Here is a 23,571-nt window from a genome sequence, read left to right on the forward strand (position 1 = left end):
GCATTACCAAATACCCGATGACCGTCCAGGGCGCTCGCGCCCTGGAAGAAGAGCATCTGTTTCTGAGCAAGACCGAGCGTCCGCGCCTGAGCCAGGCAATTGGTGAAGCGCGCGAGCTGGGCGACCTCAAGGAAAACGCCGAGTACCATGCCGCCCGTGAGGAGCAGGGCATGGTCGAGGCGCGGATCCGCGACATCGAAGGCCGTCTGCAAAACGCCGTGGTGATCGACGTGACCACCATCCCGCATTCGGGCAAGGTCATTTTCGGCACCACCGTCGAGCTGGCCAACACCGAAACCGACGAGCGCGTGACGTATCAGATCGTTGGTGAAGATGAAGCCAACGTGAAACTCGGCAAGCTCTCGGTCGGTGCACCTATCGCCCGCGCCATCATCGCCAAGGAAGAAGGCGATACTGTCGTGATCAAGACGCCTAGCGGCACGGTCGAGTACGAGATTGTCGAAGTCAAACACATCTGATCGGCGCCTGCGGGCGCCTTCCCTCGAAGGGATTCTCTGGCAGCTGTCCCAGGTGTTCTGGGTCGGCGGCCTGTGGGTATTCCATGTAGGGCTGGTGCCCGCACTCAAGGTCACCGGGCTTGCGCCGTTGCTGGTGCAGGACGTCGCAACGCAGATCGACCGTTGGTTGGTCGGTGTGGCCTGGTTGGGTTTGATGGTGCAGCTGGCGGTGCTGGCGAGGGTCGATGGCCTGCCGGCCTGGTGGCGGCAGTTTCGCGGGCAGATGTTGTTGCTCGGCTTTGCTGCCTGCGTCAGCTATTACACGCTACGCTACGGTATATCCGTAGGTGAGCGCTGGCAGATGTTCTGCTTTTTGGTATTGGGCTTTTCCGGCATCGTGCTGGTAGCCCAGCCCGTCCCGGTCAGGGCGCGCCATGCGCGCCGCTGAGCGGAGCCACCGTCACTTGTTGCGGTGGATGTTCGAGAGTTGCTTGTTTGGCTGTGGGTTCTTGCGGTAGATCAGCGCTTTTTTGCCGATGGTCTGCACCAGTTCAGCACGGCCAGCCTTGCACAGCCCGGCGATCGCGGCTTTGCGTTCTTCGCGATCTTCCGAGCGAATTTCGACTTTGATCAGCTCATGGTCAGCCAGAGCACGATCCAGTTCGGCGATCACGCCTTCGTTAAGACCGTTGCCGGCGACAATCAGGACCGGCTTGAGGTCGTGACCAATAGACTTGTACTGCTTCTTCTGCTCGTTGTTGAGCGGCATAATCTGACCCTTTTCGTCTGATTCTGTAAAATTGGAAGCCATTTTACCCGAGCGCCCGTGGCTGCGCCCAGTCAATCACGAAGCTATTCATCGAGGTGCCCCTTGGTACAGCGTTCCAAAAGCAGCCAGAACTGGCTGACAGAGCATTTCAACGACCCTTTCGTCAAGCAGGCGCAGAAGGACGGCTACCGCTCGCGTGCGAGCTACAAACTGCTGGAGATCCAGGAAAAGGACCGTTTGATCCGTCCTGGCATGAGCGTGATCGACCTCGGCGCAGCGCCAGGTGGCTGGTCGCAGGTGACCAGTCGTCTGATTGGTGGCAAGGGCCGCCTGATCGCGTCCGACATCCTCGAGATGGACTCGATCCCGGATGTCACCTTCATTCACGGCGATTTTACCGAGGATTCGGTACTGCAGAGCATTCTTGCCGCGGTAGGTGATTCGCATGTGGACCTTGTGATTTCCGATATGGCCCCCAACATGAGTGGTACGCCTGAAGTAGACATGCCCAAAGCCATGTTCCTCTGCGAGTTGGCACTTGATCTGAGCACCCGGGTGTTGCGCCCAGGCGGAGATTTCGTGATCAAGATCTTCCAGGGTGAGGGTTTTGATGTGTTCCTCAAAGACGTGCGTCGCAAATTCGACAAGGTACAGATGCGCAAGCCGAGCTCGTCCCGAGATCGCTCCCGTGAGCAATACATGGTGGCGAAAGGCTTCAAAGGGGCGTGAGATAGCGGCTTGAGCAGCTGCCGATAGGTAAATCCAATCAGCCGCTGCGTCAGGATCGTCCGAACTTCGTGTAGTCTGGTTTCACAAAGGGTTACAGACGGTGCCTGCGGTTGCGCAGGTAATGTAGTAAGTTAGGGCGATGAATATCATGCGAGGCACGGCTGCGTCGTTGCGCCGACCTCAGAGGGTAGCTAATTGAACGACATGGCAAAGAATCTGATCCTGTGGTTGATCATCGCTGCCGTCCTTGTGACGGTGATGAACAACTTCTCCAGCCCGAACGAGCCGCAAACCCTCAACTATTCTGACTTCATTCAGCAGGTCAAGGACGGTAAGGTCGAGCGCGTCACCGTCGACGGTGCCATCATTACCGGCAAACGCTCTGACGGCGACACCTTCAAGACCGTGCGTCCGGCAATCGCCGACAACGGCCTGATCGGCGACCTGGTCAACAACAACGTGGTTGTTGAAGGCAAGCAGCCTGAGCAGCAGAGCATCTGGACTCAACTGCTGGTTGCCAGCTTCCCGATTCTGGTGATCATCGCGGTGTTCATGTTCTTCATGCGCCAGATGCAGGGCGGTGCCGGCGGCAAGGGCGGGCCGATGAGCTTTGGCAAGAGCAAGGCGCGGCTGCTATCGGAAGATCAGGTCAAAACCACCTTGGCTGACGTCGCCGGTTGCGACGAGGCCAAGGAAGAAGTCGGCGAGTTGGTCGAGTTCCTGCGCGATCCGGGCAAGTTCCAGCGCCTGGGCGGCCGTATCCCGCGTGGCGTGCTGATGGTAGGCCCACCAGGTACCGGTAAAACCCTGCTGGCCAAGGCCATTGCCGGTGAAGCGAAAGTACCGTTCTTCACCATTTCCGGTTCCGACTTTGTCGAAATGTTCGTGGGTGTCGGTGCAAGCCGCGTTCGCGACATGTTCGAGCAAGCCAAAAAACACGCGCCGTGCATCATCTTCATCGACGAAATCGATGCCGTCGGTCGCCACCGTGGCGCCGGCATGGGCGGTGGTCACGACGAGCGTGAGCAGACCCTCAACCAGTTGCTGGTCGAGATGGACGGCTTTGAAGGCAACGACGGCATCATCGTGATTGCCGCGACCAACCGCCCTGACGTACTTGACCCGGCGCTGCTGCGTCCTGGTCGTTTCGACCGTCAGGTTGTGGTGGGCTTGCCAGATATCCGTGGCCGTGAGCAGATCCTCAAGGTGCACATGCGCAAAGCGCCGATTGGCGACAACGTCAATGCCGCTGTGATTGCCCGTGGTACTCCAGGCTTCTCCGGTGCCGACCTGGCCAACCTGGTTAACGAAGCCGCGCTGTTTGCCGCACGTTCGAGCAAGCGCGTCATCGAGATGAAAGAATTCGAGCTGGCCAAAGACAAGATCATGATGGGCGCCGAGCGCAAAACCATGGTCATGTCCGAGAAAGAGAAGCGCAACACCGCGTTCCACGAAGCGGGTCACGCCATCGTTGGTCGTGTCGTGCCTGAGCATGATCCGGTCTACAAGGTGTCGATCATTCCACGTGGCCGCGCCTTGGGTGTGACCATGTTCCTCCCTGAGGAAGACCGTTACAGTCTGTCCAAGCGTGCCCTGATCAGCCAGATTTGCTCGCTGTACGGCGGCCGTATCGCCGAAGAGATGACCCTGGGCTTCGATGGCGTCACCACCGGTGCTTCCAACGACATCATGCGTGCCAGCCAGATCGCTCGTAACATGGTTACCAAGTGGGGCCTGTCGGAAAAACTCGGCCCGCTGATGTACGCCGAAGAAGAAGGCGAGGTGTTCCTCGGTCGCAGTGCCGGTGCACAGCAGACCAGCGTTTCCGGCGAAACCGCCAAGCTGATCGACTCTGAAGTGCGCAGCATCATCGACCACTGCTACGCGACGGCCAAGCAGATCCTCACCGAGAATCGCGACAAGCTCGACGCCATGGCCGAGGCCTTGATGAAGTACGAAACCATCGATGCCGATCAGATCGACGACATCATGAATGGCCGTACCCCGCGTGAACCTCGTGATTGGGATAACAACGATACCGGTCCATCGGGTACGTCGGCCTCCCAGGATGATCGTCCGGAGTCGCCGATCGGCGGTCCAGCGGCTCAAATCTAAGGTTTATCATGACCTCACAGCTGTACCCGACCCGGTTGCCTTGCGGCAACCGGGTTCTTGATTTGTCGCATACCCATGTCATGGGTATCCTCAATGTCACCCCCGATTCGTTCTCCGATGGCGGTCGCTTCAGCCAGCGCGACGAGGCCCTGCGTCATGCAGAAGCCATGGTCGCCGCCGGCGCAAGCCTGATCGACATCGGTGGCGAGTCGACTCGTCCGGGTGCCCGTGCGGTATCGGTTACCGAAGAGCTCGAGCGCGTTGCGCCCATGGTCGAGGCAATCAGCAGCCGCCTCGATGTGGTGATCTCGGTCGATACCTCGACGCCCGCAGTGATGCGTGAGTCAGCCAGGCTTGGTGCCGGGCTGATCAACGATGTGCGCGCGCTGGAGCGTGATGGGGCACTCGATGCTGCCGCCGCGACCGGCCTGCCGGTGTGTCTGATGCATATGCGCGGCGACCCGGACAACATGCAGAACAACCCGCATTACGACGACGTGAGCGTCGACGTGACGCGTTACCTTGAGCAGCGTATGGCCGCCTGTGCCGCGGCTGGAATCAGTGCCGAGCGCATAGTGCTCGACCCCGGTTTCGGTTTCGCCAAGACGCTGGATCACAACCTCAGCCTGTTCAAGCACATGGAAGCGCTCTATCGCCTGGGACGGCCGTTACTGGTCGGTGTCTCGCGCAAGAGCATGATCGGCCTGGCCTTGAATCGCCCGGTCGGTGAGCGCTTGTATGGCAGTCTGGCCCTGGCCGCGCTGGCCATGACCAAGGGTGCAAGCATCCTGCGTGTGCATGATGTGGCTGAGACCGTCGACGTGGTGCGCATGATCGCTGCCGTGCAAAACGCCGAATAAGAACATTGGAGTTCCTATGAGCAAAAAATACTTTGGTACCGATGGTATCCGCGGTCGCGTTGGCGTCGCTCCGATTACGCCTGACTTCATGCTCAAGCTTGGCTGGGCGGCTGGCATGGCCTTCCGCAAGCAGGGCGCCTGCCGCGTGCTGGTGGGCAAGGACACGCGGATTTCCGGTTACATGTTCGAGTCTGCGCTGGAGGCCGGACTGTCTGCGGCCGGCGCCGATGTGATGCTGCTCGGGCCGATGCCGACTCCGGCCATCGCCTACCTGACCCGCACCTTCCACGCCGAGGCGGGGATCGTCATCAGTGCTTCGCACAATCCGCACGACGACAACGGCATCAAGTTCTTCTCCGGCCAGGGCACCAAGCTGCCTGACGAAGTCGAGCTGATGATCGAAGAGCTGCTCGATCAGCCGATGCAGGTAGTTGAGTCGAGCAAGCTGGGCAAGGTTTCGCGCATCAACGACGCTGCCGGTCGCTACATCGAATTCTGCAAGAGCAGCGTTCCCAGCAGCACCAGTTTCGAAGGCCTCAAACTGGTCATCGACTGCGCCCACGGTGCCACCTACAAAGTCGCGCCAAGCGTGTTCCGTGAGCTGGGGGCGGATGTCACCGTGCTGCATGCCGAGCCGAACGGGCTCAACATCAACCTCAACTGCGGCTCGACGCACATTGAGTCGCTGCAGGCGGCGGTGCTGGTCGGTCATGCCGATCTGGGCATTGCCTTCGATGGTGACGGCGACCGCGTGCTGATGGTCGACCACACCGGGGCCATCGTCGATGGTGACGAGCTGCTGTTCATCATTGCCAGAGACCTGCAGGAGCGTAACAAGCTGCAGGGCGGGGTGGTCGGTACCCTGATGAGCAACCTCGGCCTGGAGCTGGCCCTCAAGGACCTGGACATCCCGTTCGTGCGGGCCAAGGTCGGTGACCGGTACGTGATGGCCGAGCTGACCGAGCGCGACTGGCTGATCGGCGGGGAAAACTCCGGCCACGTAGTGTGCTGCAACCACACCAGCACCGGCGACGCGATCATCGCTGCGCTGCAGGTACTGATGGCGCTCAAGCGCCGAGGCGAGAACCTGGCGCAAACCCGTCAGGCCCTGCGCAAATGCCCGCAGGTGTTGATCAACGTGCGCTTTGCTGCTGGCCAGGCCGACCCGCTGGAGCACCCGGCAGTGATCGAAGCCAGTGCCAAGGCGACCGAGGCGATGGCCGGTCGTGGCCGTGTGTTACTGCGCAAGTCCGGCACCGAGCCGCTGGTGCGGGTGATGGTCGAAGGTGACGACGAAAGTCAGGTCCGCGGCCATGCCGAAGCCCTGGCCAAGGTGGTTGCTGAAGTTTGTGCTTGAAAGGCTCTTGCCAGCGCAGATCTGGTTGGGTAAGATCTGCGCCCACTTTGACCGACGAGGTAAAGCATGCGTCGCCCCATGGTAGCTGGTAACTGGAAGATGCATGGTACCCGCGCTAGCGTCGCTGAGCTGACCGAAGGCCTGGGCAATTTGTCCTTGCCAGCCGGTGTCGAAGTTGCGGTATTTCCACCCGCGCTGTTTGTCACTGAGGTGATTAACGGCCTGCAGGGTAAAGGAATTATCGTAGGTGCACAGAATTCTGCTATACAGCCTGAGCAAGGCGCGCTGACCGGCGAAGTTGCACCGAGTCAGTGGGCTGAAGTCGGTTGCAAGTTGGTGTTGATTGGTCACTCGGAGCGTCGCCAGATCATTGGCGAAACAGATGAAGTGCTCAATTGCAAGTTTGCAGCGGCACAGGCTGGTGGTTTAACGCCAGTGCTCTGTGTAGGGGAAACCCTCGAAGAGCGTGAAGCGGGCAAGACGCTTGAAGTTGTTGGGCGTCAACTAAGCAGTATCATCGACGCGTGCGGTGTTAAGGCTTTGGCCAATGCGGTAATTGCTTATGAGCCTGTTTGGGCGATTGGCACAGGTTTGACGGCCACGCCGCAACAAGCTCAGGATGTGCACGCTGCCATCCGCGCTCAATTGCAGGTGCTGGACGCGGAAGTTGCTGATAATATGCGACTTCTCTACGGCGGTAGCGTGAAAGCGGCCAATGCGGCCGAACTGTTCGGCATGCCGGACATCGATGGGGGGCTCATTGGTGGAGCTTCCCTGAACGCAGACGAATTCGGTGCAATTTGTCGCGCCGCAGGACACTGATCAAATGATTGAAACCGTCGTAGTTGTTTTTCATCTGTTGGCTGCGCTGTCGTTGGTAGCGTTGGTCTTGTTGCAACAGGGTAAGGGTGCAGAAGCAGGAGCATCTTTCGGCGCAGGGGCCTCAAACACTGTGTTCGGAAGCCAGGGCTCGGCAACCTTCCTAAGTAAATTCACTGCTGTACTCGCTGCCACTTTCTTTTTAACTGCACTTGGGTTAGGATACTTCGCAAAGGAGAAGGCTCACGAGCTGACTCAAGCAGGTTTGCCAAATCCAGCAGTATTGGAAGTTCAGCAACCTAAGCCGGCAGTTAATGATGATGTACCGGTGCTCCAGGAACAGAAGAGCAACACTGCCCCAGCGGGTGATGTAGTTCCTCCAACCGAAGAGCAGAAGTAACGGGTTTCAAATTGTAGTATTGCCGAGGTGGTGGAATTGGTAGACACGCAACCTTGAGGTGGTTGTGCCCATAGGGTGTAGGGGTTCGAGTCCCCTTCTCGGTACCAATTGAAGCAAGAGAGCCCGCTTTAGCGGGCTTTCTTGTCGGTGGAAGTCTGATTGACCCCGCCAGGGGTTCAGTCTTATACTTTCGCCCCAGCTTTGTCGCGGGGTGGAGCAGCTTGGTAGCTCGTCGGGCTCATAACCCGAAGGTCGTTGGTTCAAATCCAGCCCCCGCAACCAGTTTTGAGCGGAGCCCCTTTTCAGGGGCTTTTTGCTAGCCGAACAGTTTTGGCGTCGTTGTCCAACGGCGCTTTCAGGGATGGGCGCTTCGCCCATTTTTTATTTGCACAGCATGCACGAGGGGGTTCAGGTGTCGAGCAAGCTAGAACAGTTGCAGGCCTTGTTGGCCCCGGTTGTCGAGGGTCTGGGCTATCAATGCTGGGGGGTGGAATTCATCGCCCAGGGCAAGCATTCGGTCTTGCGTGTCTATATCGACAAGGAAGGCGGCGTGCTGGTGGATGACTGCGCAATTGTCAGTCGTCAGGTCAGCGGCGTTCTCGATGTCGAAGACCCGATCACCTCCGAATATACCCTCGAGGTGTCTTCTCCTGGCATGGAACGCCCACTGTTCACGCTTGAACAGTATGCCTCGCATGCCGGCGAACAAGTGAAGATCAAGCTGCGTTCACCCTTCGAGGGTCGTCGCAACTTCCAGGGCCTTCTCCGCGGCGTGGAGGAACAGGATGTGATCGTCCAGGTCGATGATCAAGAGTTCCTGCTACCGATCGACTCGATCGAAAAGGCCAATATTATTCCCAGTTTTGACTGAGACGTGCCGGGCCCGGTGACTAGACCGGACCCAATGGCTTGCGCAAGGCGAGGCGTACGATGAGCAAAGAAGTACTGCTGGTTGTTGAATCGGTATCCAACGAGAAGGGCGTCCCACCGGGCGTGATCTTCGAAGCGCTGGAAGTGGCTCTGGCCACTGCAACCAAAAAACGTTTTGAAGACGAAGTCGACCTGCGTGTGGAAATCAACCGCCACACCGGTAACTACGAGACCTTCCGTCGCTGGACCGTGGTCGATGAGCAGGATCTTGATGATCCGGCGATCGAAACCTGGCTGGAAAAGATCCACGAGACCCACCCTGAAGCCAAGGTTGGTGACGTGATCGAGGAGAAGATCGACTCGATCGAGTTCGGTCGTATCGCCGCTCAGACCGCCAAGCAGGTCATCGTGCAGAAAGTCCGCGAGGCCGAGCGCGCCCAGGTGGTCGACGCTTACCGCGAACGCGTGGGCGAGATCATCTCCGGCACCGTCAAGAAGGTCACCCGCGACAACGTTATCGTCGACCTGGGCAACAATGCCGAAGCATTGCTGGCTCGTGAAGACATCATTCCACGCGAGACCTTCCGCGTCGGTGTGCGCTTGCGCGCACTGTTGAAGGAAATCCGCACCGAGAACCGCGGTCCACAGCTGATCCTGTCGCGCACTGCGCCACAGATGCTGATCGAACTGTTCACTATCGAAGTGCCGGAAATTGCCGAAGGCCTCATCGAGGTCATGGCCGCTTCCCGTGACCCGGGTTCGCGCGCCAAGATCGCCGTTCGCTCCAAGGACAAGCGCATCGACCCGCAAGGTGCCTGTATCGGCATGCGCGGTTCGCGTGTGCAGGCGGTGTCCGGCGAGTTGGGCGGTGAGCGTGTGGATATCGTCCTCTGGGACGAGAACCCCGCGCAGTTCGTCATCAACGCCATGTCGCCGGCTGAAGTCGCGGCGATCATCGTCGATGAAGATGCCCACGCCATGGACATCGCTGTTGGCGAGGACAACCTGGCCCAGGCCATCGGTCGTGGTGGTCAGAACGTTCGTCTGGCAAGCCAGCTTACCGGCTGGACCCTGAACGTGATGACCGAGAAGGACATCCAGGCCAAGCAGCAAGCCGAGACTGGCGACATCCTGCGCAACTTTGTCGACGAGCTGGAAGTCGATGAAGAGCTGGCCCAGGTGCTGGTCGACGAAGGCTTCACCAGCCTGGAAGAAATTGCCTACGTACCGTTGGAAGAAATGCTCAACATCGATGGCTTTGACGAGGATATCGTCAACGAGCTTCGCGCTCGTGCCAAGGACCGCCTGTTGACCAAAGCCATCGCTACCGAGGAAAAACTGGCAGACGCCCATCCGGCCGAAGACCTGCTCTCTCTTGAGGGTATGGACAATGACCTGGCGGTTGAACTGGCGGTGCGCGGCGTGGTTACCCGCGAAGACCTGGCCGAGCAGTCGATTGACGACCTGCTCGACATCGACGGCATCGACCAAGAGCGTGCCGGCAAGTTGATCATGGCCGCCCGAGCCCACTGGTTCGAGTAATTAGGCGCGGCCTGAGGAGAGAAGTGCATGACGCAAGTCACGGTGAAAGAATTGGCCCAAGAGGTCGCTGCACCGGTTGAGCGCCTGCTGCAGCAGATGCGTGAGGCGGGTTTGCCGCACACCGACGCCGGTCAGGTAGTGACCGACAATGAGAAGCAGGCATTGCTGACTCATCTGAAGAGCAGCCACAAGGCAAAAGTGGAAGAGCCGCGCAAGATTACCTTGCAGCGCAAAACCACCAGCACCCTGCGTGTCGCCGGTAGCAAGAGCATCAGCGTAGAAGTACGCAAGAAGAAAGTTTTCGTTCAGCGCAGCCCGGAAGAAATCCAGGCTGAGCAGGCGCGTGAGCTGGAAGAGCGTCGCGTGGCTGAAAACGCCGCACGCGAAAAAGCCAACATCGATTCGCGTCAGCGTATCGCCGAGCGTGACGCCCCGCAGGGTGCTGTTGCGAGCAAGTCTGAGCCTGTTGCCGCCGCTGCTCCTGCAGCCGCTGCACCGGCCCCGGCAGCTGCGCCGCAAGAGCCTCTGACCGAGGAAGCAGCGGTTCGCGCCGCCGAGCGCAAGAAAGAAGAAGTGCGCCGCACCGAAGACCGTGCCCGCAACGAAGACCGTCGCGGCCGTGGCGAAGCGCCGCGCGTGTCGGTCAAGGTCAAGGTCAAAGAGAAAGAAAAGACCCCGACTCCGCGTGCTGCTCCGCGTACTACCGAAGAGGAAAGCGATGGCTTCCGTCGCGGTGGCCGTGGCAAGGGCAAGCTGAAGAAGCGCAACCAGCATGGCTTCCAGAGCCCTACCGGCCCGGTTATCCGTGCCGTGAGCATCGGCGAGACCATCACCGTCTCCGAGCTGGCCAACCAGATGTCCGTCAAAGGCGCTGAAGTGGTCAAGTTCATGTTCAAGATGGGTACTCCGGTCACCATCAACCAGGTCCTCGACCAGGAAACTGCACAGCTGGTAGCTGAAGAGCTGGGCCACAAGGTCACGCTGGTCAGCGACACCGCGCTGGAAGATTCCCTGGCCGAATCGCTGAAGTTCGAAGGTGAAGTCACCTCGCGTGCTCCGGTCGTGACCGTAATGGGCCACGTCGACCACGGTAAAACCTCGCTGCTCGACTACATCCGTCGTGCCAAGGTTGCTGCTGGCGAAGCCGGTGGTATCACCCAGCACATTGGTGCCTACCACGTCGAAACCGACCGTGGCATGGTCACCTTCCTCGACACTCCTGGTCACGCCGCGTTTACTCAGATGCGTGCCCGTGGTGCCAAGGCGACCGACATCGTCATCCTGGTGGTGGCGGCGGACGACGGCGTGATGCCGCAGACCCGTGAAGCAGTTCAGCATGCGAAAGCCGCTGGCGTGCCACTGGTTGTTGCAGTGAACAAGATCGACAAGCCAGGCGCTGACCTCGACCGCATTCGTAACGAACTGTCGGTAGAAGGCGTGACCTCCGAGGAATGGGGTGGCGACACTCCATTCGTCAAGGTTTCGGCGAAGATGGGTACCGGCGTCGACGAACTGCTTGAAGCCGTTCTGTTGCAGGCGGAGATCCTCGAGCTGTCGGCTACCCCAACCGCGCCTGGTCGTGGTGTGGTTGTCGAATCGCGTCTGGACAAGGGCCGCGGCCCGGTCGCTACCATCCTGGTTCAGGACGGTACGCTGCGTCAGGGCGACATGGTCCTGGTCGGCTCTAACTATGGCCGCGTGCGTGCCATGCTTGACGAGAACGGCAAGCCAGTCAAAGAAGCCGGCCCATCGATCCCGGTCGAGATTCTCGGCCTCGATGGCACTCCGGAAGCCGGTGACGAGCTGTCGGTAGTCGGCGACGAGAAGAAAGCCCGCGAAGTTGCCCTGTTCCGTCAAGGCAAGTACCGCGAGGTCAAGCTGGCCCGTGCTCACGCCGGCAAGCTGGAAAACATCTTCGAGACCATGGGTCAGGAAGAGAAGAAGACCCTCAACATCGTCCTCAAGACCGATGTTCGTGGCTCCCTGGAAGCACTGCAGGGTTCGCTGGGCGGTCTGGGCAACGACGAGGTGCAGGTCCGTGTGATTGGTGGCGGTGTCGGTGGTATCACCGAGAGCGATGCCAACCTGGCCCTGGCGTCCAACGCGGTGCTGTTCGGCTTCAACGTGCGGGCCGATGCCGGCGCGCGCAAGATCGTCGAGCAGGAAGGTCTGGATATGCGTTACTACAACGTGATCTACGACATCATCGAAGACGTCAAGAAAGCCCTGACCGGCATGCTCGGCAGTGATGTTCGCGAGAACATCCTGGGCGTTGCAGAAGTACGTGATGTGTTCCGTTCGCCGAAGTTCGGCGCCGTCGCTGGCTGTATGGTCATCGAAGGTACCGTGTACCGCAACCGTCCGATCCGCGTTCTGCGCGAAGACGTTGTGATCTTCGAAGGCGAGCTGGAATCGCTGCGTCGCTTCAAGGACGACGCTGCCGAAGTTCGTGCCGGCATGGAGTGCGGTATTGGCGTCAAGAGCTACAACGACGTCAAGGTCGGCGACAAGATCGAAGTCTTCGAGAAAGTCCAGGTGGCTCGTACCCTGTAAGGGTCGAGCTGGCAGATGCCCCGCCCCAGGGCGGTTGGCAACGCCTCTGCAGGTAGCGCCCGGTCAGGCTTCACGCCTGGCCGGGCGTTTGCCGCTTTAAGTTACAGGTAGCAACGAATGGCAAAAGAATACAGCCGTACCCAACGCATTGGCGATCAGATGCAGCGCGAGCTTGCCGAGCTGATCCGCCGTGAAGTGAAAGATCCACGCGTCGGCCTGGTGACCATCACCGCCGTCGACGTCAGCCGCGACGTGGGCCATGCCAAGGTGTTCATCACCGTCATGGGCCAGGAAGAGGAACCTGATGCGGTCAAGCAGTCGGTCAAGGCGTTGAACAACGCTGCGAGCTTCCTGCGTCTGCACCTGGGCCGCTCGATGCAGCTGCGCAGCGTGCCGCAACTGCACTTCCATTACGATGAGAGCGTCAGCCGCGGGGTTCACCTGTCGGCACTGATCGAGCGTGCCGTGGCAGAAGACCGCCAGCACCAGGATCCCGTCGAGCCGGACACCAAGGAGTAATCGGTGGCCCAGGTCAAACGAATCCGCCGCGACGTCAGCGGCATCATCCTGCTCGACAAACCGTTGGGGTTTACCTCCAACGCAGCGTTGCAAAAGGTCCGCTGGTTGCTCAATGCCGAGAAGGCCGGTCACACCGGCAGCCTCGACCCACTGGCCAGTGGCGTGCTGCCGCTGTGCTTTGGCGAAGCGACCAAGTTTTCGCAGTACCTGCTCGATTCCGACAAGGGCTACGAAACCGTCATGCAGATGGGGCAGACCACCACCACGGCAGACGCCGAAGGTGAGGTCCTGCAGACCCGTGAGGTGACCGTTGGTCGCGCCGACATCGAGGCAGCCCTGCCTCAATTTCGCGGCCCGATCAGCCAGATACCGCCGATGTACTCGGCCCTCAAGCGTGATGGCCAGCCGCTGTACAAACTGGCCCGTGCGGGAGAGGTAGTGGAGCGCGAGGCGCGTTCTGTTACTATTAACCGCTTGGAGCTGCTCGAGTGCGAAGGCACCCGTGCGCGTCTGACGGTAAATTGCACCAAAGGCACCTATATCCGCACCCTGGTGGAGGATATTGGTGAAGTGTTGGGCTGTGGCGCTTATGTTGCCGAGCTGCGTCGGACCCAGGCTGGGCCCTTCGAGCTGGCACAGACAGTGACGCTCGAAGAGCTCGAGCAAGCCCACGCCGACGGTGGCAACGAAGCGCTAGATCGCTTCCTGATGCCGTCCGACAGCGGTCTGCTCGACTGGCCTGTGGTGCAGTTGTCAGAGCACAGCTCGTTCTACTGGCTGCATGGCCAGGCAGTACGTGCACCGGATGCGCCGCAATTCGGCATGGTTCGGGTGCAGGATCACAATGGTCGCTTCATTGGTATCGGTGAAGTGAGCGAAGACGGGCGCGTTGCGCCACGTCGCTTGATTCGGTCGGAATGACCGATACTTGCGTTGCCGGCATGAGCCGACAGCGCAAGACACGAGGGTGGCTGTCAGTAGGCACGGTCACAGCTCTTTTATTAATACAGGGTTCGTCCCTGGCCTATTGGACCCCGCTTGCGGGATCCGTTTAACTGGAGATGCCAAATGGCCCTCAGCGTTGAAGAAAAAGCACAAATCGTTACCGACTACCAGCAAGCCGTCGGCGACACCGGTAGCCCAGAAGTGCAGGTTGCACTGCTGACTGCCAACATCAACAAACTGCAAGGTCACTTCAAGATCAACGGTAAAGACCACCACTCGCGTCGTGGCCTGATCCGTATGGTTAACCAGCGTCGTAAGCTGCTGGATTACCTGAAGGGCAAAGACACCACCCGTTACAGCACCCTGATCGGTCGTCTGGGCCTGCGTCGCTAATAGCGGCCTGGCTAGTGGTGGGCGTGGCGGGTCGCAAGCTTTGGCAGCGCTGCTTCAGCGTTGCCGACGGGCACGTCATGCGTATCTTCGAGGTTGGCAGCCTGGTGTTGCCGAGCGGTTTATCCGCCCGGCAGCCAGGCTCCCAGCCTCGAGTTGTATCTGGACGGTCAATGGGGCCGATTCCCCGTTCTGCCCAAGAATTCGCAAGAAACCAGTTCCCCCAGAGCCATTGAAAAGGTAGGAAACCGTGAACCCGGTAATCAAGAAATTCCAGTTCGGTCAATCGACCGTTACCCTCGAAACGGGCCGCATTGCCCGTCAGGCCACCGGCGCAGTCCTGGTCACCGTTGATAACGATGTCACCGTGCTGGTGACCGTGGTCGGTGCCAAGCACGCAGACCCAAGCAAAGGCTTCTTCCCGCTGTCCGTGCACTATCAGGAAAAAACCTACGCCGCTGGCAAGATCCCTGGTGGTTTCTTCAAGCGTGAAGGCCGTCCTTCCGAGAAAGAGACGCTGACCTCGCGCCTGATCGACCGTCCGATCCGTCCGCTGTTCCCAGAAGGCTTCATGAACGAAGTGCAGGTTGTCTGCACCGTCGTGTCGACCAGCAAGAAAACCGATCCGGACATCGCTGCGATGATCGGTACTTCGGCTGCCCTGGCGATCTCCGGCATCCCGTTCGAAGGCCCGATCGGCGCCGCCCGTGTTGCCTTCCATGAAAGCACCGGCTACCTGCTGAACCCAACCTACGAGCAACTGGCCGCATCGAGCCTGGACATGGTCGTAGCCGGTACCGACAGCGCTGTGCTGATGGTTGAATCGGAAGCCAAAGAGCTGACCGAAGACCAGATGCTGGGCGCCGTGCTGTTCGCCCACGACGAATTCCAGTCGGTCATCCAGGCTGTCAAAGAGCTGGCTGCCGAAGCTGCCAAGCCGACCTGGGACTGGAAACCAGCCGTTGCCAACACCGAGCTGTTCAACGCCATCCGCGCTGAATTCGGCGAAGGTATCTCGCAGGGCTACACCATCACCGTCAAGGCCGACCGCTATGCGCGTCTGGGCGAGCTGCGTGATCAGGCGATCGCCAAGTTCTCCGGTGAAGAAGGCCAGCCTTCGGCTTCCGTGGTCAAAGAAATCTTCGGCGAGATCGAATACCGCACCGTTCGCGAAAACATCGTCAACGGCAAGCCACGTATCGACGGTCGCGACACCAAGACTGTACGCCCGCTGAACATCGAAGTCGGCGTTCTGCCGAAGACCCACGGTTCGGCACTGTTCACCCGTGGCGAAACCCAGGCCCTGGTCGTTGCGACCCTGGGTACTGCGCGTGATGCTCAACTGCTCGACACCCTCGAAGGCGAGAAGAAAGACCCGTTCATGCTGCACTACAACTTCCCACCGTTCTCGGTAGGTGAGTGTGGTCGTATGGGTGGTGCTGGCCGTCGCGAAATCGGTCACGGCCGTCTGGCCCGCCGTTCGGTTCAGGCCATGCTGCCTGCTGCTGATGTGTTCCCGTACACCATCCGTGTGGTATCGGAGATCACCGAGTCGAACGGTTCGAGCTCGATGGCTTCGGTTTGCGGTGCTTCCCTGGCCCTGATGGACGCTGGTGTGCCGATGAAGGCGCCAGTTGCCGGTATCGCCATGGGCCTGGTCAAGGAAGGCGACAAGTTCGCCATCCTCACCGACATCCTCGGTGACGAAGACCACCTCGGCGACATGGACTTCAAGGTAGCCGGTACTGCCAAAGGTGTTACCGCGCTGCAGATGGACATCAAGATCAACGGTATCACCGAAGAGATCATGGAAATCGCCCTGGGCCAGGCCCTGGAAGCGCGCCTGAACATCCTCGGCCAGATGAACCAGATCATTGGTACTTCGCGTACCGAGTTGTCGGCCAACGCGCCGACCATGATCGCCATGAAGATCGACACCGATAAGATCCGTGACGTTATCGGTAAAGGCGGCGCGACCATCCGTGGTATCTGTGAAGAGACCAAGGCTTCGATCGATATCGAAGACGACGGCTCGATCAAGATCTTCGGCGAAACCAAAGAAGCCGCCGAAGCAGCTCGCCAGCGCGTCCTGGGCATCACTGCCGAGGCCGAGATCGGCAAGATCTACGTCGGCAAGGTTGAGCGCATCGTCGACTTCGGCGCATTCGTCAACATCCTGCCTGGCAAAGACGGCCTGGTGCATATCTCGATGCTCAGCAATGAGCGCGTAGAGAAGGTCACCGACGTGCTGAAAGAAGGCGAAGAGGTTGAAGTACTGGTACTGGACGTGGACAACCGCGGCCGTATCAAGCTGTCGATCAAAGACGTTGCGGCAGCCAAGGCTTCCGGCGTTTAAGCCAGCTGTAGTGGTATGAAACAGACCCTTCGGGGTTGCGCTGATGTTCAGCGCATAGGGGCCGCTGTGCGGCCCATTGCGATCTTCGGTCGCGATGGGTCACACAGCGGCCCTTTTTATTTGTCAAACACTGCCCCATGTAGCGGCCTTGCCGGGGCGCCGGACCGGTCGGAAAGGGCTGCGTAGCGGCCCTACGATTTGGACAACGCCGCAGAATTCCCGGGGGGCGCTGCGCACCCCTTTCCGACCGGTCCGGCGCCCCGGCAAGGCCGCTCCTACATTTTCCGCGCCCATTTCGAGATAGCAAGAACCTCTGGGGTACATGCATCTTGCATGCAGGATTTTGCTCCGGCTTGCAAAATGCACGAAAGAGCAAATCAAGATAAATAGATAACTTGTTGATTTATATGGTTTTTGCTGGCTCTAAAAAGTTGGCACAGCCCCTGCAATAGTCTATTCATCTGACGCCAACTGAATCGGCGCAGACCTTTCGACAACAGGAGTGACCCGTATGAAGAAGTTCGCCATTGCTGCCGCTACTGCTACCGCTCTGACTCTGACCATGGCTAACGCTGCGTTCGCTCAGCAAGCTGTCCAGGCTCCAGTTATGCTGGCTGCCAACACTGTCGACAGCGCCAAGCAAGAAGGCTCCGATACCTGGATCACCACCAAGGTCAAAGCTGATCTGCTGACCGAGAAAGGCATCCCAGGCGGCGATATCAAAGTCGAAACCAATCAAGGCGTAGTTTCGCTGTCGTCCGATGTGAAAGTCACCGAATCGCAAAAAGAGCGTGCAGTAGCAATCACCAAGGCTATCAAAGGCGTTAAAGACGTCTCGGCTGCTGGCCTCAAAGCCGAATAAGGATTGCTCCGCAGGCCAGAAGGATCCGGCCACCGCATAACGAAAAGCCCCGGCATCTGCCGGGGCTTTTTCGTTGTTGCGCTCAATGCTGACGCTTATTCTGCATCCAGGTGCATCGGCGTAATCACGCGCCCATCCGATTCGGCCTGGCCCAGCGTGGTATCGATGAAGTACACCCGGTCATCCGCCAACTTGCCTTTGTCGACCAGGTAATCCTTGATGTTACCGGCCCGCGCCTGGCCCAACTGGCGCAGCAGCGCAGCGCTCTCGGCCCAGGACTTGATAACCGCCTCACGCAGCTTGGCGCTACGCTCTTCACGCCCCAGCTGCTGCCATTCAGCAGGCGGCTGTTGTTTCAGGCGGGTGCGGTAGATACCTTCGAGCATCGCCGGCTTGTCGTCAGCATCCACCACCAGCATCGACGCATTGGCCGGGACCTTGTCGCCGCGGCGCTGCAGGATCTTGTACCAGATCGACTGATACTCACGCTCCAGGCGCTGCTCGGCGATCAACGGGCCATCGCTGGTCTGGGCGCTGGTGCCTTCGATCTCCAGGCGCAATTCAGGGCGTTCGTTGAGCGCGGTCGCCAGTTTGTCCAGGGCCGCTTGGGCATCGCCGCTGAGGTCGCTCGAGCCGGCGCTGAACGCGACCGTACCCAGGTCCTGCGAGCTGCCGCCGGAGACCAGCCCGCCAATGAACTTGAACGGCGCCTGGGCGGCACGCAGGACCAGATTGCGCAGGGTTTGCCAAACGATCGGCATGACGCTGAACTGCGGGTTGTTGAGGTCGCCGGTCACCGGCAGCTCGATCGAGATGGTGCCGTCGGTGTCCTTGAGCAGTGCCACCGCCAGGCGGATCGGCAGGTCGACGGCGTCGGGGCTGTCGACCTTCTCACCCAGTTGCAGTTGCTCGATCACCAGCTTGTTTTCTGCCTTGAGCTGGCCATTGGTGATCAGGTAGTGCACGTCCAGGTTGAGCCGGCCCTTGCGAATGCGAAAGCCGGCAAATTTGCCGGAGTATGGCGTCAGTGTGGTCAGCTCGACGCGTTTGAAGCTGGTGGCGATGTCCAGGCTGGCCATCGGGTTGAACGGGTTGAGCGCGCCCTTGATGGTGACCGGTGCATAGCGGTCGACCTTGCCCTTGATATCGACCTTGGCCGGCGCTGGCTGGCGGTTGTCGATGGTGCCGACCTGGCCATTGAGCTGCTGCACGGCTGTGGCGAAGTTTGGCGTCAGGGTCAGGTCGGCAAAGTTGGCCGAGCCGTCGTTGATGTCGATCTTGCCGATACGAATGCCCAGCGGCTTGCTGTTGCTGGCTGCCACCGGTTTTTCTGCGGTGCTTTTGGTAGCGCCGGCTGGCTGCGGTATCAGCAGGTCATCAACGTTGGTGGTGCGGTCTTCGTTGATGATGAAACGCGCATATGGCTGCAGCAGCTTGACTTGGTCGATGGTCAGCGCATCGCCGTGCACGTATGACAATCCATTGAGGTCGAGCTGCTGCCATTTGACGAAGTCGCGGTCCTTGATCGTGTCGAGGGTATGCAACTGGTTGACGGTGGCGGTACCTGTGACGGCAAAGGCCAGCGGCGCCGTATTTTGCAGATCGACCTTGAGGTCGCTGGCGAGCATGCCACTGCGCAGTTCAAGCTGAATGAACGGGCTGATGTAGGCCTGGGCGATGCGCAGGTCGATGTCGCGGGTGCTGACATCGAGCTTGGCGGTGACCGGCGCCAGGTTGACCTGGCCGGAGGCTTGCAGTTTGCCTTGCTTGCCGACGGCGGTATCCAGTTTGAGGGTAAACGGCGACTTGTTGAGGCTGTCATAGCCCTGCATGTCGAGGTTGAGCGGGCCGACATCCAGAGGGACCGGTTCTTTCTGGCTACGGTCTGCCAGGTGAATCATGTAATCGCGCGCTTGAACGTCCTTGAGCAGTACTTGCCACGGCTTGCTCGGCGCGGCGGCTGCTTTTTCCTGCGCTGTCGGCTCGGCTGCGGCAGGTTCGGCTTTCTCCTTGGGGGTAGCTTTGGCTGGCTGGCTGGCGAACAGCTTCTGCCAGTCGAGCTGGCCGTCCTTTTCCAGGGCGGCCCAGGTCTCCAGCTTGCTGCTGCGGATCTTGCCTACGGTGACCAGTTGCTTGGCCAGATCGATCGAGGTTTCGCTGACCTCGAGACTGGCCAACCGCGCCAGTTGCCTGCCGTCCGGTGCCTTGATGGCGAACGGCGCGATGCGTACATGAGTGTTGTCGAGCAGCAGCTCGGTCTGTTTCGACAGGTTGAGCGTGTAGTGGGTATCGAGGCTGATCACGCCTTCTTCCAGCACCAGCGGCACCGCGTCACGCACGTAAGGCCAGAACGCCTTCATGTTGCCGTCGGTGATTTTCAGGGTGCCTTGCGAGCTGATCGGCGCCAGGCCGAGTGTGCCTTTCCAGTCAATCCGCCCACCGGCGGGGCCGATGGCGACCAAGGTCATGTCGGCGCTGTCGTCGGGCAGGGTGCTGAGGTTTTTCAGCTCGAAATTCATCGAGTCGTAAAGAAACTCGATCGGCTCGCTCGGGCGCAGGTCCTGGAAGTGCAGGTAGCCTTCAGTGAGCTTGATGCTGCCGATACGCAGCGGGAACGGGTCGCTGGCTGGCTCGTCTGGCTTGGCTTCGCTGGGCGGCAGTTTGAACAGCTGAGTCAGGTTGAGGCTGCCGTTTTTGTCGAAGAGGATTTCGTTGCGCGGTTTGTCCAACTCCACTGCATCCAGGTGCAGGGCGCCGCTCCACAGGCTGTTCAGCGACAGGTTGGCGTACAAGCGCTCAAAACCCAGTTGCTCTTTGCCCGGCTCGCCGACCTGCAAACCCCACAGGGTCAGCTCTAGGCTGAACGGGTTGAATTCGATGCGTTGCAGCTGCGCCGGCACCGTCGCGTATTGGGCCAGCTGTTGATTGGCAATGCGTAGGCCAATGCCTGGAAGGATGAAGAAGCCGAGCAGGCTGTACAGGGCCACGAGGGCCAGCATGGCGCCGAGGGCGCGAGTCAATCCTTTGGGCATGTGCAGCATCGTCTGTCCGAGCGGGAGTGCTTGGAGTATGGCACGTTAAATCGGTTCCGCAGAATCAGCCGAATGACCTTATTCGATGCCCATTCGCCTCCGCGCGCGGTGCGCCGAGCTGTCGCGCATGGCCCAGCGCAGGACTGGCGCGGTGCGCTCGATACCTACTCGGATCAAGCGCCGGCTCAGCGGCCCTTGTTGCAGCTCAAGCATATCCCGGCCCCAGCCTGGTAACAGTTCGATGCCCGCCCGCAGCATCAGCTTGCCCACGGGGGCTGCCAAGCGGCTTGGCGCCGGTGCCTTGAGCAGGATATCGATCACCTCCAGGCTGCGCGCATCGCAGTGCAACTGTGGACGCATGCGTTGCAGGTAGGCCTCGATTTGCGCACAGGAGCGTGGCACGTCGCGCGCGCCGAGGCGCTCGGCGATCAGGGCGATTTCGTTGTAGTACGCGTCCTGATCAGCCTGCGACAGATGCGGGTTGCGGTAACGCAGGTGGGCGGCCATGAAACTGCTGACTTCGGCAACGTGCACCCAGGTCAGCAGGTCCGGGTCACTGGCGGCATAAGGCCGGCCGTCGGCGGCGGTGCCGACGACTTTGAGGTGGATGGTGCGTACCTTGTCGATCAACCAGTTGGCGTCGCGGGTCGAGCCAAAGGTGGTGCCAGAGATGAATTGGCTGGTGCGGCGCAGGCGCCCAAGCAGGTCTTCGCGAAAGTTGGAGTGATCCCACACCCCGGCCAGGGCCAGCGGGTGCAGCAGTTGCAGCATCAAGGCACTGATACCGCCGACCAGCATGCTCGGAAAATCGCCGTGGACCTGCCAACTGACGCTGTCGGGGCCAAACAGGCCGGGGTCACCCTTGGGTGACTCCAGGTCAAGCTGACCGAGGGCCAGGCCAGTCAGGCTCATGACCTGGGTTTCGATACGACGGCGTAAGGCTTCCATGGCGACCTGCAATGCGCGGCAGCCCGCCATGGGCCACCTCTAGCTATTGGTTGAGGCGAGTATCGATCAAGCCCTGCACGACGCTGGCATCGGCCAGGGTCGACGTGTCACCCAGCGAGTCCAGCTCGTTGCAGGCGATCTTGCGCAGTATACGCCGCATGATCTTGCCCGAGCGGGTCTTGGGCAGGGCTGGTGCCCACTGGATCATCTCCGGTTTGGCGAAGCTGCCGATCTCCTTGCTGACCAACGCCAGCAGTTCAGCCTTGAGGGCGTCGTCTGCGCTCACGCCATTCATCGGCGTGACGAAGGCATAGATACCCTGGCCCTTGAGGTCGTGCGGATAGCCGACCACGGCCGCCTCGGCGATGCCGTCGTGCAGCACCAGCGCGCTTTCCACTTCTGCCGTACCGATCCGGTGACCGGAGACGTTGATCACATCATCGACTCGCCCGGTGATCCAGTAGTCGCCATCGGCGTCGCGGCGGGCGCCGTCGCCGGTGAAATAGTAGCCGGCGAAGGGCTTGAAGTAGGTGTCGACCATGCGTTGCTGGTCACCGTAGACGCTGCGGATCTGCGCCGGCCAGCTGGCTTTGATTGCCAGCAGGCCCGAACCTGGCCCGTCGATCACTGCGCCTTTGTCATCGAGCAGTACCGGTTGCACGCCAAACATCGGCTGGGTGGCGCAACCCGGTTTGATCTGCCCATTGCCCGGTAGCGGGCTGAGCATGATGCCGCCGGTTTCGGTCTGCCACCAGGTGTCGACGATCGGGCAGCGTTCCTTGCCGACCTGATGAAAGTACCACTCCCAGGCTTCCGGGTTGATCGGCTCGCCGACACTGCCGAGCAGGCGCAGGCTTTCCCGCGAGGTGTCCTGCAAGGGGCCTGGGCCTTCGCGCATCAGGGCGCGCAGGGCGGTAGGGGCGGTGTAGAAGATATTCACCTGATGTTTGTCGATGACCTGCCAGAAGCGCGAGCTGTCGGGGTAGTTGGGCACGCCTTCGAACATCAGCGAGATCGCCCCGTTGGCCAGCGGGCCATAGACTATATAGCTGTGGCCGGTGACCCAGCCGACATCGGCGGTGCACCAGAACACTTCGCCGTCGCGGTAATCGAATACCACCTTGAAGGTCATCGCGGCCTGCAGCAGATAGCCGCCGGTGGTGTGCAGCACGCCTTTGGGTTTGCCGGTGCTGCCGGAGGTATACAGGATGAACAGCGGGTCTTCGGCATCCATCGGCTCGGGTGGGCAGTCGTCACCGGCAAGCTCGGTGGCGGTGTGGTACCAGAGGTCGCGCTGGTTGTCCCAGGCCACTTCACCACCGGTGCGGCGCACCACGAACACGCTGCTGACGGCCGGGCAGCTGGCCAGGGCCTTGTCGACGTTCTGCTTGAGCGGCACACGTTTGCCGCCTCGCACGCCTTCATCAGCGGTAATCACCGTGCGGCAGTCGGCATCCAGGATGCGGTCGCGCAGGGCGTCGGGCGAGAAGCCACCGAACACCACCGAGTGGATCGCGCCGATGCGGCTGCAGGCGAGCATGGCGTAAGCCGCCTCAGGGATCATCGGCATGTAGATGCACACCCGATCGCCCTTGCTCACCCCGCGCGCCTTCAGTGCGTTGGCCAGGCGGCAGACCTGGCGGTGCAGCTCGCGGTAGCTGATGGCCTGCGAATCCTTGGGGTCGTCGCCTTCCCAGAGCAGGGCGGTCTGCTCACCCCGTTTGGCCAGGTGGCGGTCGATGCAGTTGTAGCTGACGTTGAGCTTGCCGCCGGCGAACCATTTGGCTTCGCCGCTGGCAAGGTCGGCCTGTTGCACGCTGCTCCAGGGTTTGATCCAGTCCAGCCGCTTGGCTTGCTCGGCCCAAAAACCGTCCGGGTCATCGATCGACTGTCGGTAAAGGCGTTGATAGTCGTCGACGCTGAGTGCAGTGGCCTGGCTGACGGCGAGGGCGGTGGGGTACTTGCTGAGATCGAACATGGCGGGTGGTCCTGCTCTTGTCGTGGCAAGGGACTGCACCTCACCGCGGCGCGCAAGGCAGGATGAAGT

20 protein-coding genes and 2 tRNA genes are annotated in these 23,571 nt (G+C 60.3%); 18 read left to right on the top strand and 4 right to left on the bottom strand.

Annotated elements, in window-relative coordinates; translation table 11 throughout:
- Positions 1-2: 2 nt before the first annotated feature.
- Positions 3-479: a transcription elongation factor GreA gene (gene greA, locus HU736_RS18845; RefSeq protein WP_103438859.1), complete on the top strand. Its 477-nt coding sequence runs from the start codon at positions 3-5 to the stop codon at positions 477-479.
- Complete coding sequence (locus HU736_RS18850) at positions 457-906, top strand: MFS transporter (RefSeq protein WP_186701271.1); 450 nt, start codon at positions 457-459, stop codon at positions 904-906. Before greA ends, HU736_RS18850 begins: the two co-directional genes overlap by 23 nt.
- Before the next feature lie 12 nt (positions 907-918).
- On the opposite strand, the gene yhbY is transcribed toward HU736_RS18850, so the two are convergent.
- Positions 919-1,227 carry a ribosome assembly RNA-binding protein YhbY gene (gene yhbY / locus HU736_RS18855; RefSeq protein ID WP_101322163.1) on the bottom strand — a complete coding sequence of 103 codons (309 nt, stop codon included), beginning with the start codon at positions 1,225-1,227 and terminating at the stop codon, positions 919-921.
- Between the two features lie 102 nt (positions 1,228-1,329).
- Between yhbY and rlmE the strand changes: the two genes are divergently transcribed.
- From rlmE to HU736_RS18935, 16 genes are all read left to right on the top strand, one after another.
- Positions 1,330-1,956, top strand: a complete 627-nt coding sequence (gene rlmE, locus HU736_RS18860; protein WP_101322162.1) for a 23S rRNA (uridine(2552)-2'-O)-methyltransferase RlmE — start codon at positions 1,330-1,332, stop codon at positions 1,954-1,956.
- 204 nt (positions 1,957-2,160) lie between these two features.
- Positions 2,161-4,071, top strand: coding sequence for an ATP-dependent zinc metalloprotease FtsH (gene ftsH, locus HU736_RS18865; RefSeq protein WP_103438606.1), 1,911 nt, complete (start codon positions 2,161-2,163; stop codon positions 4,069-4,071).
- Positions 4,072-4,079: 8 nt separating this feature from the next.
- Complete coding sequence (gene folP / locus HU736_RS18870) at positions 4,080-4,931, top strand: dihydropteroate synthase (protein ID WP_103438605.1); 852 nt, start codon at positions 4,080-4,082, stop codon at positions 4,929-4,931.
- Positions 4,932-4,947: 16 nt separating this feature from the next.
- Positions 4,948-6,288: a phosphoglucosamine mutase gene (gene glmM, locus HU736_RS18875; RefSeq protein WP_101322159.1), complete on the top strand. Its 1,341-nt coding sequence runs from the start codon at positions 4,948-4,950 to the stop codon at positions 6,286-6,288.
- A 66-nt stretch (positions 6,289-6,354) separates the two neighbouring features.
- Entirely contained in the window at positions 6,355-7,110 is a 756-nt protein-coding gene (gene tpiA / locus HU736_RS18880) for a triose-phosphate isomerase (protein WP_186701270.1), read from the top strand.
- 4 nt (positions 7,111-7,114) lie between these two features.
- The gene (secG, locus tag HU736_RS18885) at positions 7,115-7,507 is read left to right on the top strand and encodes a preprotein translocase subunit SecG (protein ID WP_101322157.1); all 393 of its coding nucleotides are present in this window, start codon (positions 7,115-7,117) and stop codon (positions 7,505-7,507) included.
- A 21-nt stretch (positions 7,508-7,528) separates the two neighbouring features.
- A tRNA-Leu gene (locus tag HU736_RS18890) sits at positions 7,529-7,614 on the top strand.
- Positions 7,615-7,712: 98 nt separating this feature from the next.
- A tRNA-Met gene (locus tag HU736_RS18895) sits at positions 7,713-7,789 on the top strand.
- 130 nt (positions 7,790-7,919) lie between these two features.
- Entirely contained in the window at positions 7,920-8,378 is a 459-nt protein-coding gene (gene rimP, locus HU736_RS18900) for a ribosome maturation factor RimP (protein ID WP_150571338.1), read from the top strand.
- A 59-nt stretch (positions 8,379-8,437) separates the two neighbouring features.
- A complete protein-coding gene (gene nusA, locus HU736_RS18905) occupies positions 8,438-9,919 on the top strand; it encodes a transcription termination factor NusA (protein WP_103438603.1) in 1,482 nt (493 codons plus the stop codon).
- A gap of 27 nt (positions 9,920-9,946) precedes the next feature.
- Positions 9,947-12,472 (top strand): translation initiation factor IF-2, encoded by a 2,526-nt coding sequence (gene infB / locus HU736_RS18910; protein ID WP_186701269.1) that lies wholly within the window; start codon positions 9,947-9,949, stop codon positions 12,470-12,472.
- 117 nt (positions 12,473-12,589) lie between these two features.
- The gene (gene rbfA / locus HU736_RS18915; RefSeq protein WP_101322154.1) at positions 12,590-12,991 is read left to right on the top strand and encodes a 30S ribosome-binding factor RbfA; all 402 of its coding nucleotides are present in this window, start codon (positions 12,590-12,592) and stop codon (positions 12,989-12,991) included.
- Between the two features lie 3 nt (positions 12,992-12,994).
- Entirely contained in the window at positions 12,995-13,912 is a 918-nt protein-coding gene (gene truB / locus HU736_RS18920) for a tRNA pseudouridine(55) synthase TruB (protein WP_101322153.1), read from the top strand.
- Between the two features lie 147 nt (positions 13,913-14,059).
- Complete coding sequence (rpsO, locus tag HU736_RS18925) at positions 14,060-14,329, top strand: 30S ribosomal protein S15 (RefSeq protein WP_101322152.1); 270 nt, start codon at positions 14,060-14,062, stop codon at positions 14,327-14,329.
- Positions 14,330-14,576: 247 nt separating this feature from the next.
- Positions 14,577-16,682 (top strand): polyribonucleotide nucleotidyltransferase, encoded by a 2,106-nt coding sequence (gene pnp / locus HU736_RS18930; protein ID WP_101322151.1) that lies wholly within the window; start codon positions 14,577-14,579, stop codon positions 16,680-16,682.
- A gap of 511 nt (positions 16,683-17,193) precedes the next feature.
- On the top strand, positions 17,194-17,544 hold the full coding sequence (locus tag HU736_RS18935) for a BON domain-containing protein (RefSeq protein WP_103438600.1): 351 nt from the start codon (positions 17,194-17,196) through the stop codon (positions 17,542-17,544).
- Between the two features lie 95 nt (positions 17,545-17,639).
- On the opposite strand, the gene HU736_RS18940 is transcribed toward HU736_RS18935, so the two are convergent.
- From HU736_RS18940 to acs, 3 genes are all read right to left on the bottom strand, one after another.
- Complete coding sequence (locus HU736_RS18940) at positions 17,640-20,576, bottom strand: DUF748 domain-containing protein (protein ID WP_186701268.1); 2,937 nt, start codon at positions 20,574-20,576, stop codon at positions 17,640-17,642.
- 78 nt (positions 20,577-20,654) lie between these two features.
- Positions 20,655-21,524, bottom strand: a complete 870-nt coding sequence (locus HU736_RS18945) for an oxygenase MpaB family protein (protein ID WP_103438857.1) — start codon at positions 21,522-21,524, stop codon at positions 20,655-20,657.
- A 43-nt stretch (positions 21,525-21,567) separates the two neighbouring features.
- Positions 21,568-23,502 (bottom strand): acetate--CoA ligase, encoded by a 1,935-nt coding sequence (acs, locus tag HU736_RS18950; RefSeq protein ID WP_103438599.1) that lies wholly within the window; start codon positions 23,500-23,502, stop codon positions 21,568-21,570.
- Positions 23,503-23,571 lie beyond the last annotated feature (69 nt).

Source organism: Pseudomonas shirazensis (assembly GCF_014268785.2).
GTDB classification, from domain to species: Bacteria; Pseudomonadota; Gammaproteobacteria; order Pseudomonadales; family Pseudomonadaceae; genus Aquipseudomonas; species Aquipseudomonas shirazensis.

Excerpts from the sequence above, each read along its gene's own strand:
- yhbY (WP_101322163.1), bottom strand. The coding sequence starts at position 1,227 with ATGCCGCTCAACAACGAGCAGAAGAAGCAGTACAAGTCTATTGGTCAC.
- ftsH (WP_103438606.1), top strand. The coding sequence starts at position 2,161 with ATGGCAAAGAATCTGATCCTGTGGTTGATCATCGCTGCCGTCCTTGTG.
- folP (WP_103438605.1), top strand. The coding sequence starts at position 4,080 with ATGACCTCACAGCTGTACCCGACCCGGTTGCCTTGCGGCAACCGGGTT.
- glmM (WP_101322159.1), top strand. The coding sequence starts at position 4,948 with ATGAGCAAAAAATACTTTGGTACCGATGGTATCCGCGGTCGCGTTGGC.
- tpiA (WP_186701270.1), top strand. The coding sequence starts at position 6,355 with ATGCGTCGCCCCATGGTAGCTGGTAACTGGAAGATGCATGGTACCCGC.
- secG (WP_101322157.1), top strand. The coding sequence starts at position 7,115 with ATGATTGAAACCGTCGTAGTTGTTTTTCATCTGTTGGCTGCGCTGTCG.
- nusA (WP_103438603.1), top strand. The coding sequence starts at position 8,438 with ATGAGCAAAGAAGTACTGCTGGTTGTTGAATCGGTATCCAACGAGAAG.
- infB (WP_186701269.1), top strand. The coding sequence starts at position 9,947 with ATGACGCAAGTCACGGTGAAAGAATTGGCCCAAGAGGTCGCTGCACCG.
- rbfA (WP_101322154.1), top strand. The coding sequence starts at position 12,590 with ATGGCAAAAGAATACAGCCGTACCCAACGCATTGGCGATCAGATGCAG.
- rpsO (WP_101322152.1), top strand. The coding sequence starts at position 14,060 with ATGGCCCTCAGCGTTGAAGAAAAAGCACAAATCGTTACCGACTACCAG.
- HU736_RS18935 (WP_103438600.1), top strand. The coding sequence starts at position 17,194 with ATGAAGAAGTTCGCCATTGCTGCCGCTACTGCTACCGCTCTGACTCTG.
- HU736_RS18940 (WP_186701268.1), bottom strand. The coding sequence starts at position 20,576 with ATGCCCAAAGGATTGACTCGCGCCCTCGGCGCCATGCTGGCCCTCGTG.
- HU736_RS18945 (WP_103438857.1), bottom strand. The coding sequence starts at position 21,524 with ATGGAAGCCTTACGCCGTCGTATCGAAACCCAGGTCATGAGCCTGACT.
- acs (WP_103438599.1), bottom strand. The coding sequence starts at position 23,502 with ATGTTCGATCTCAGCAAGTACCCCACCGCCCTCGCCGTCAGCCAGGCC.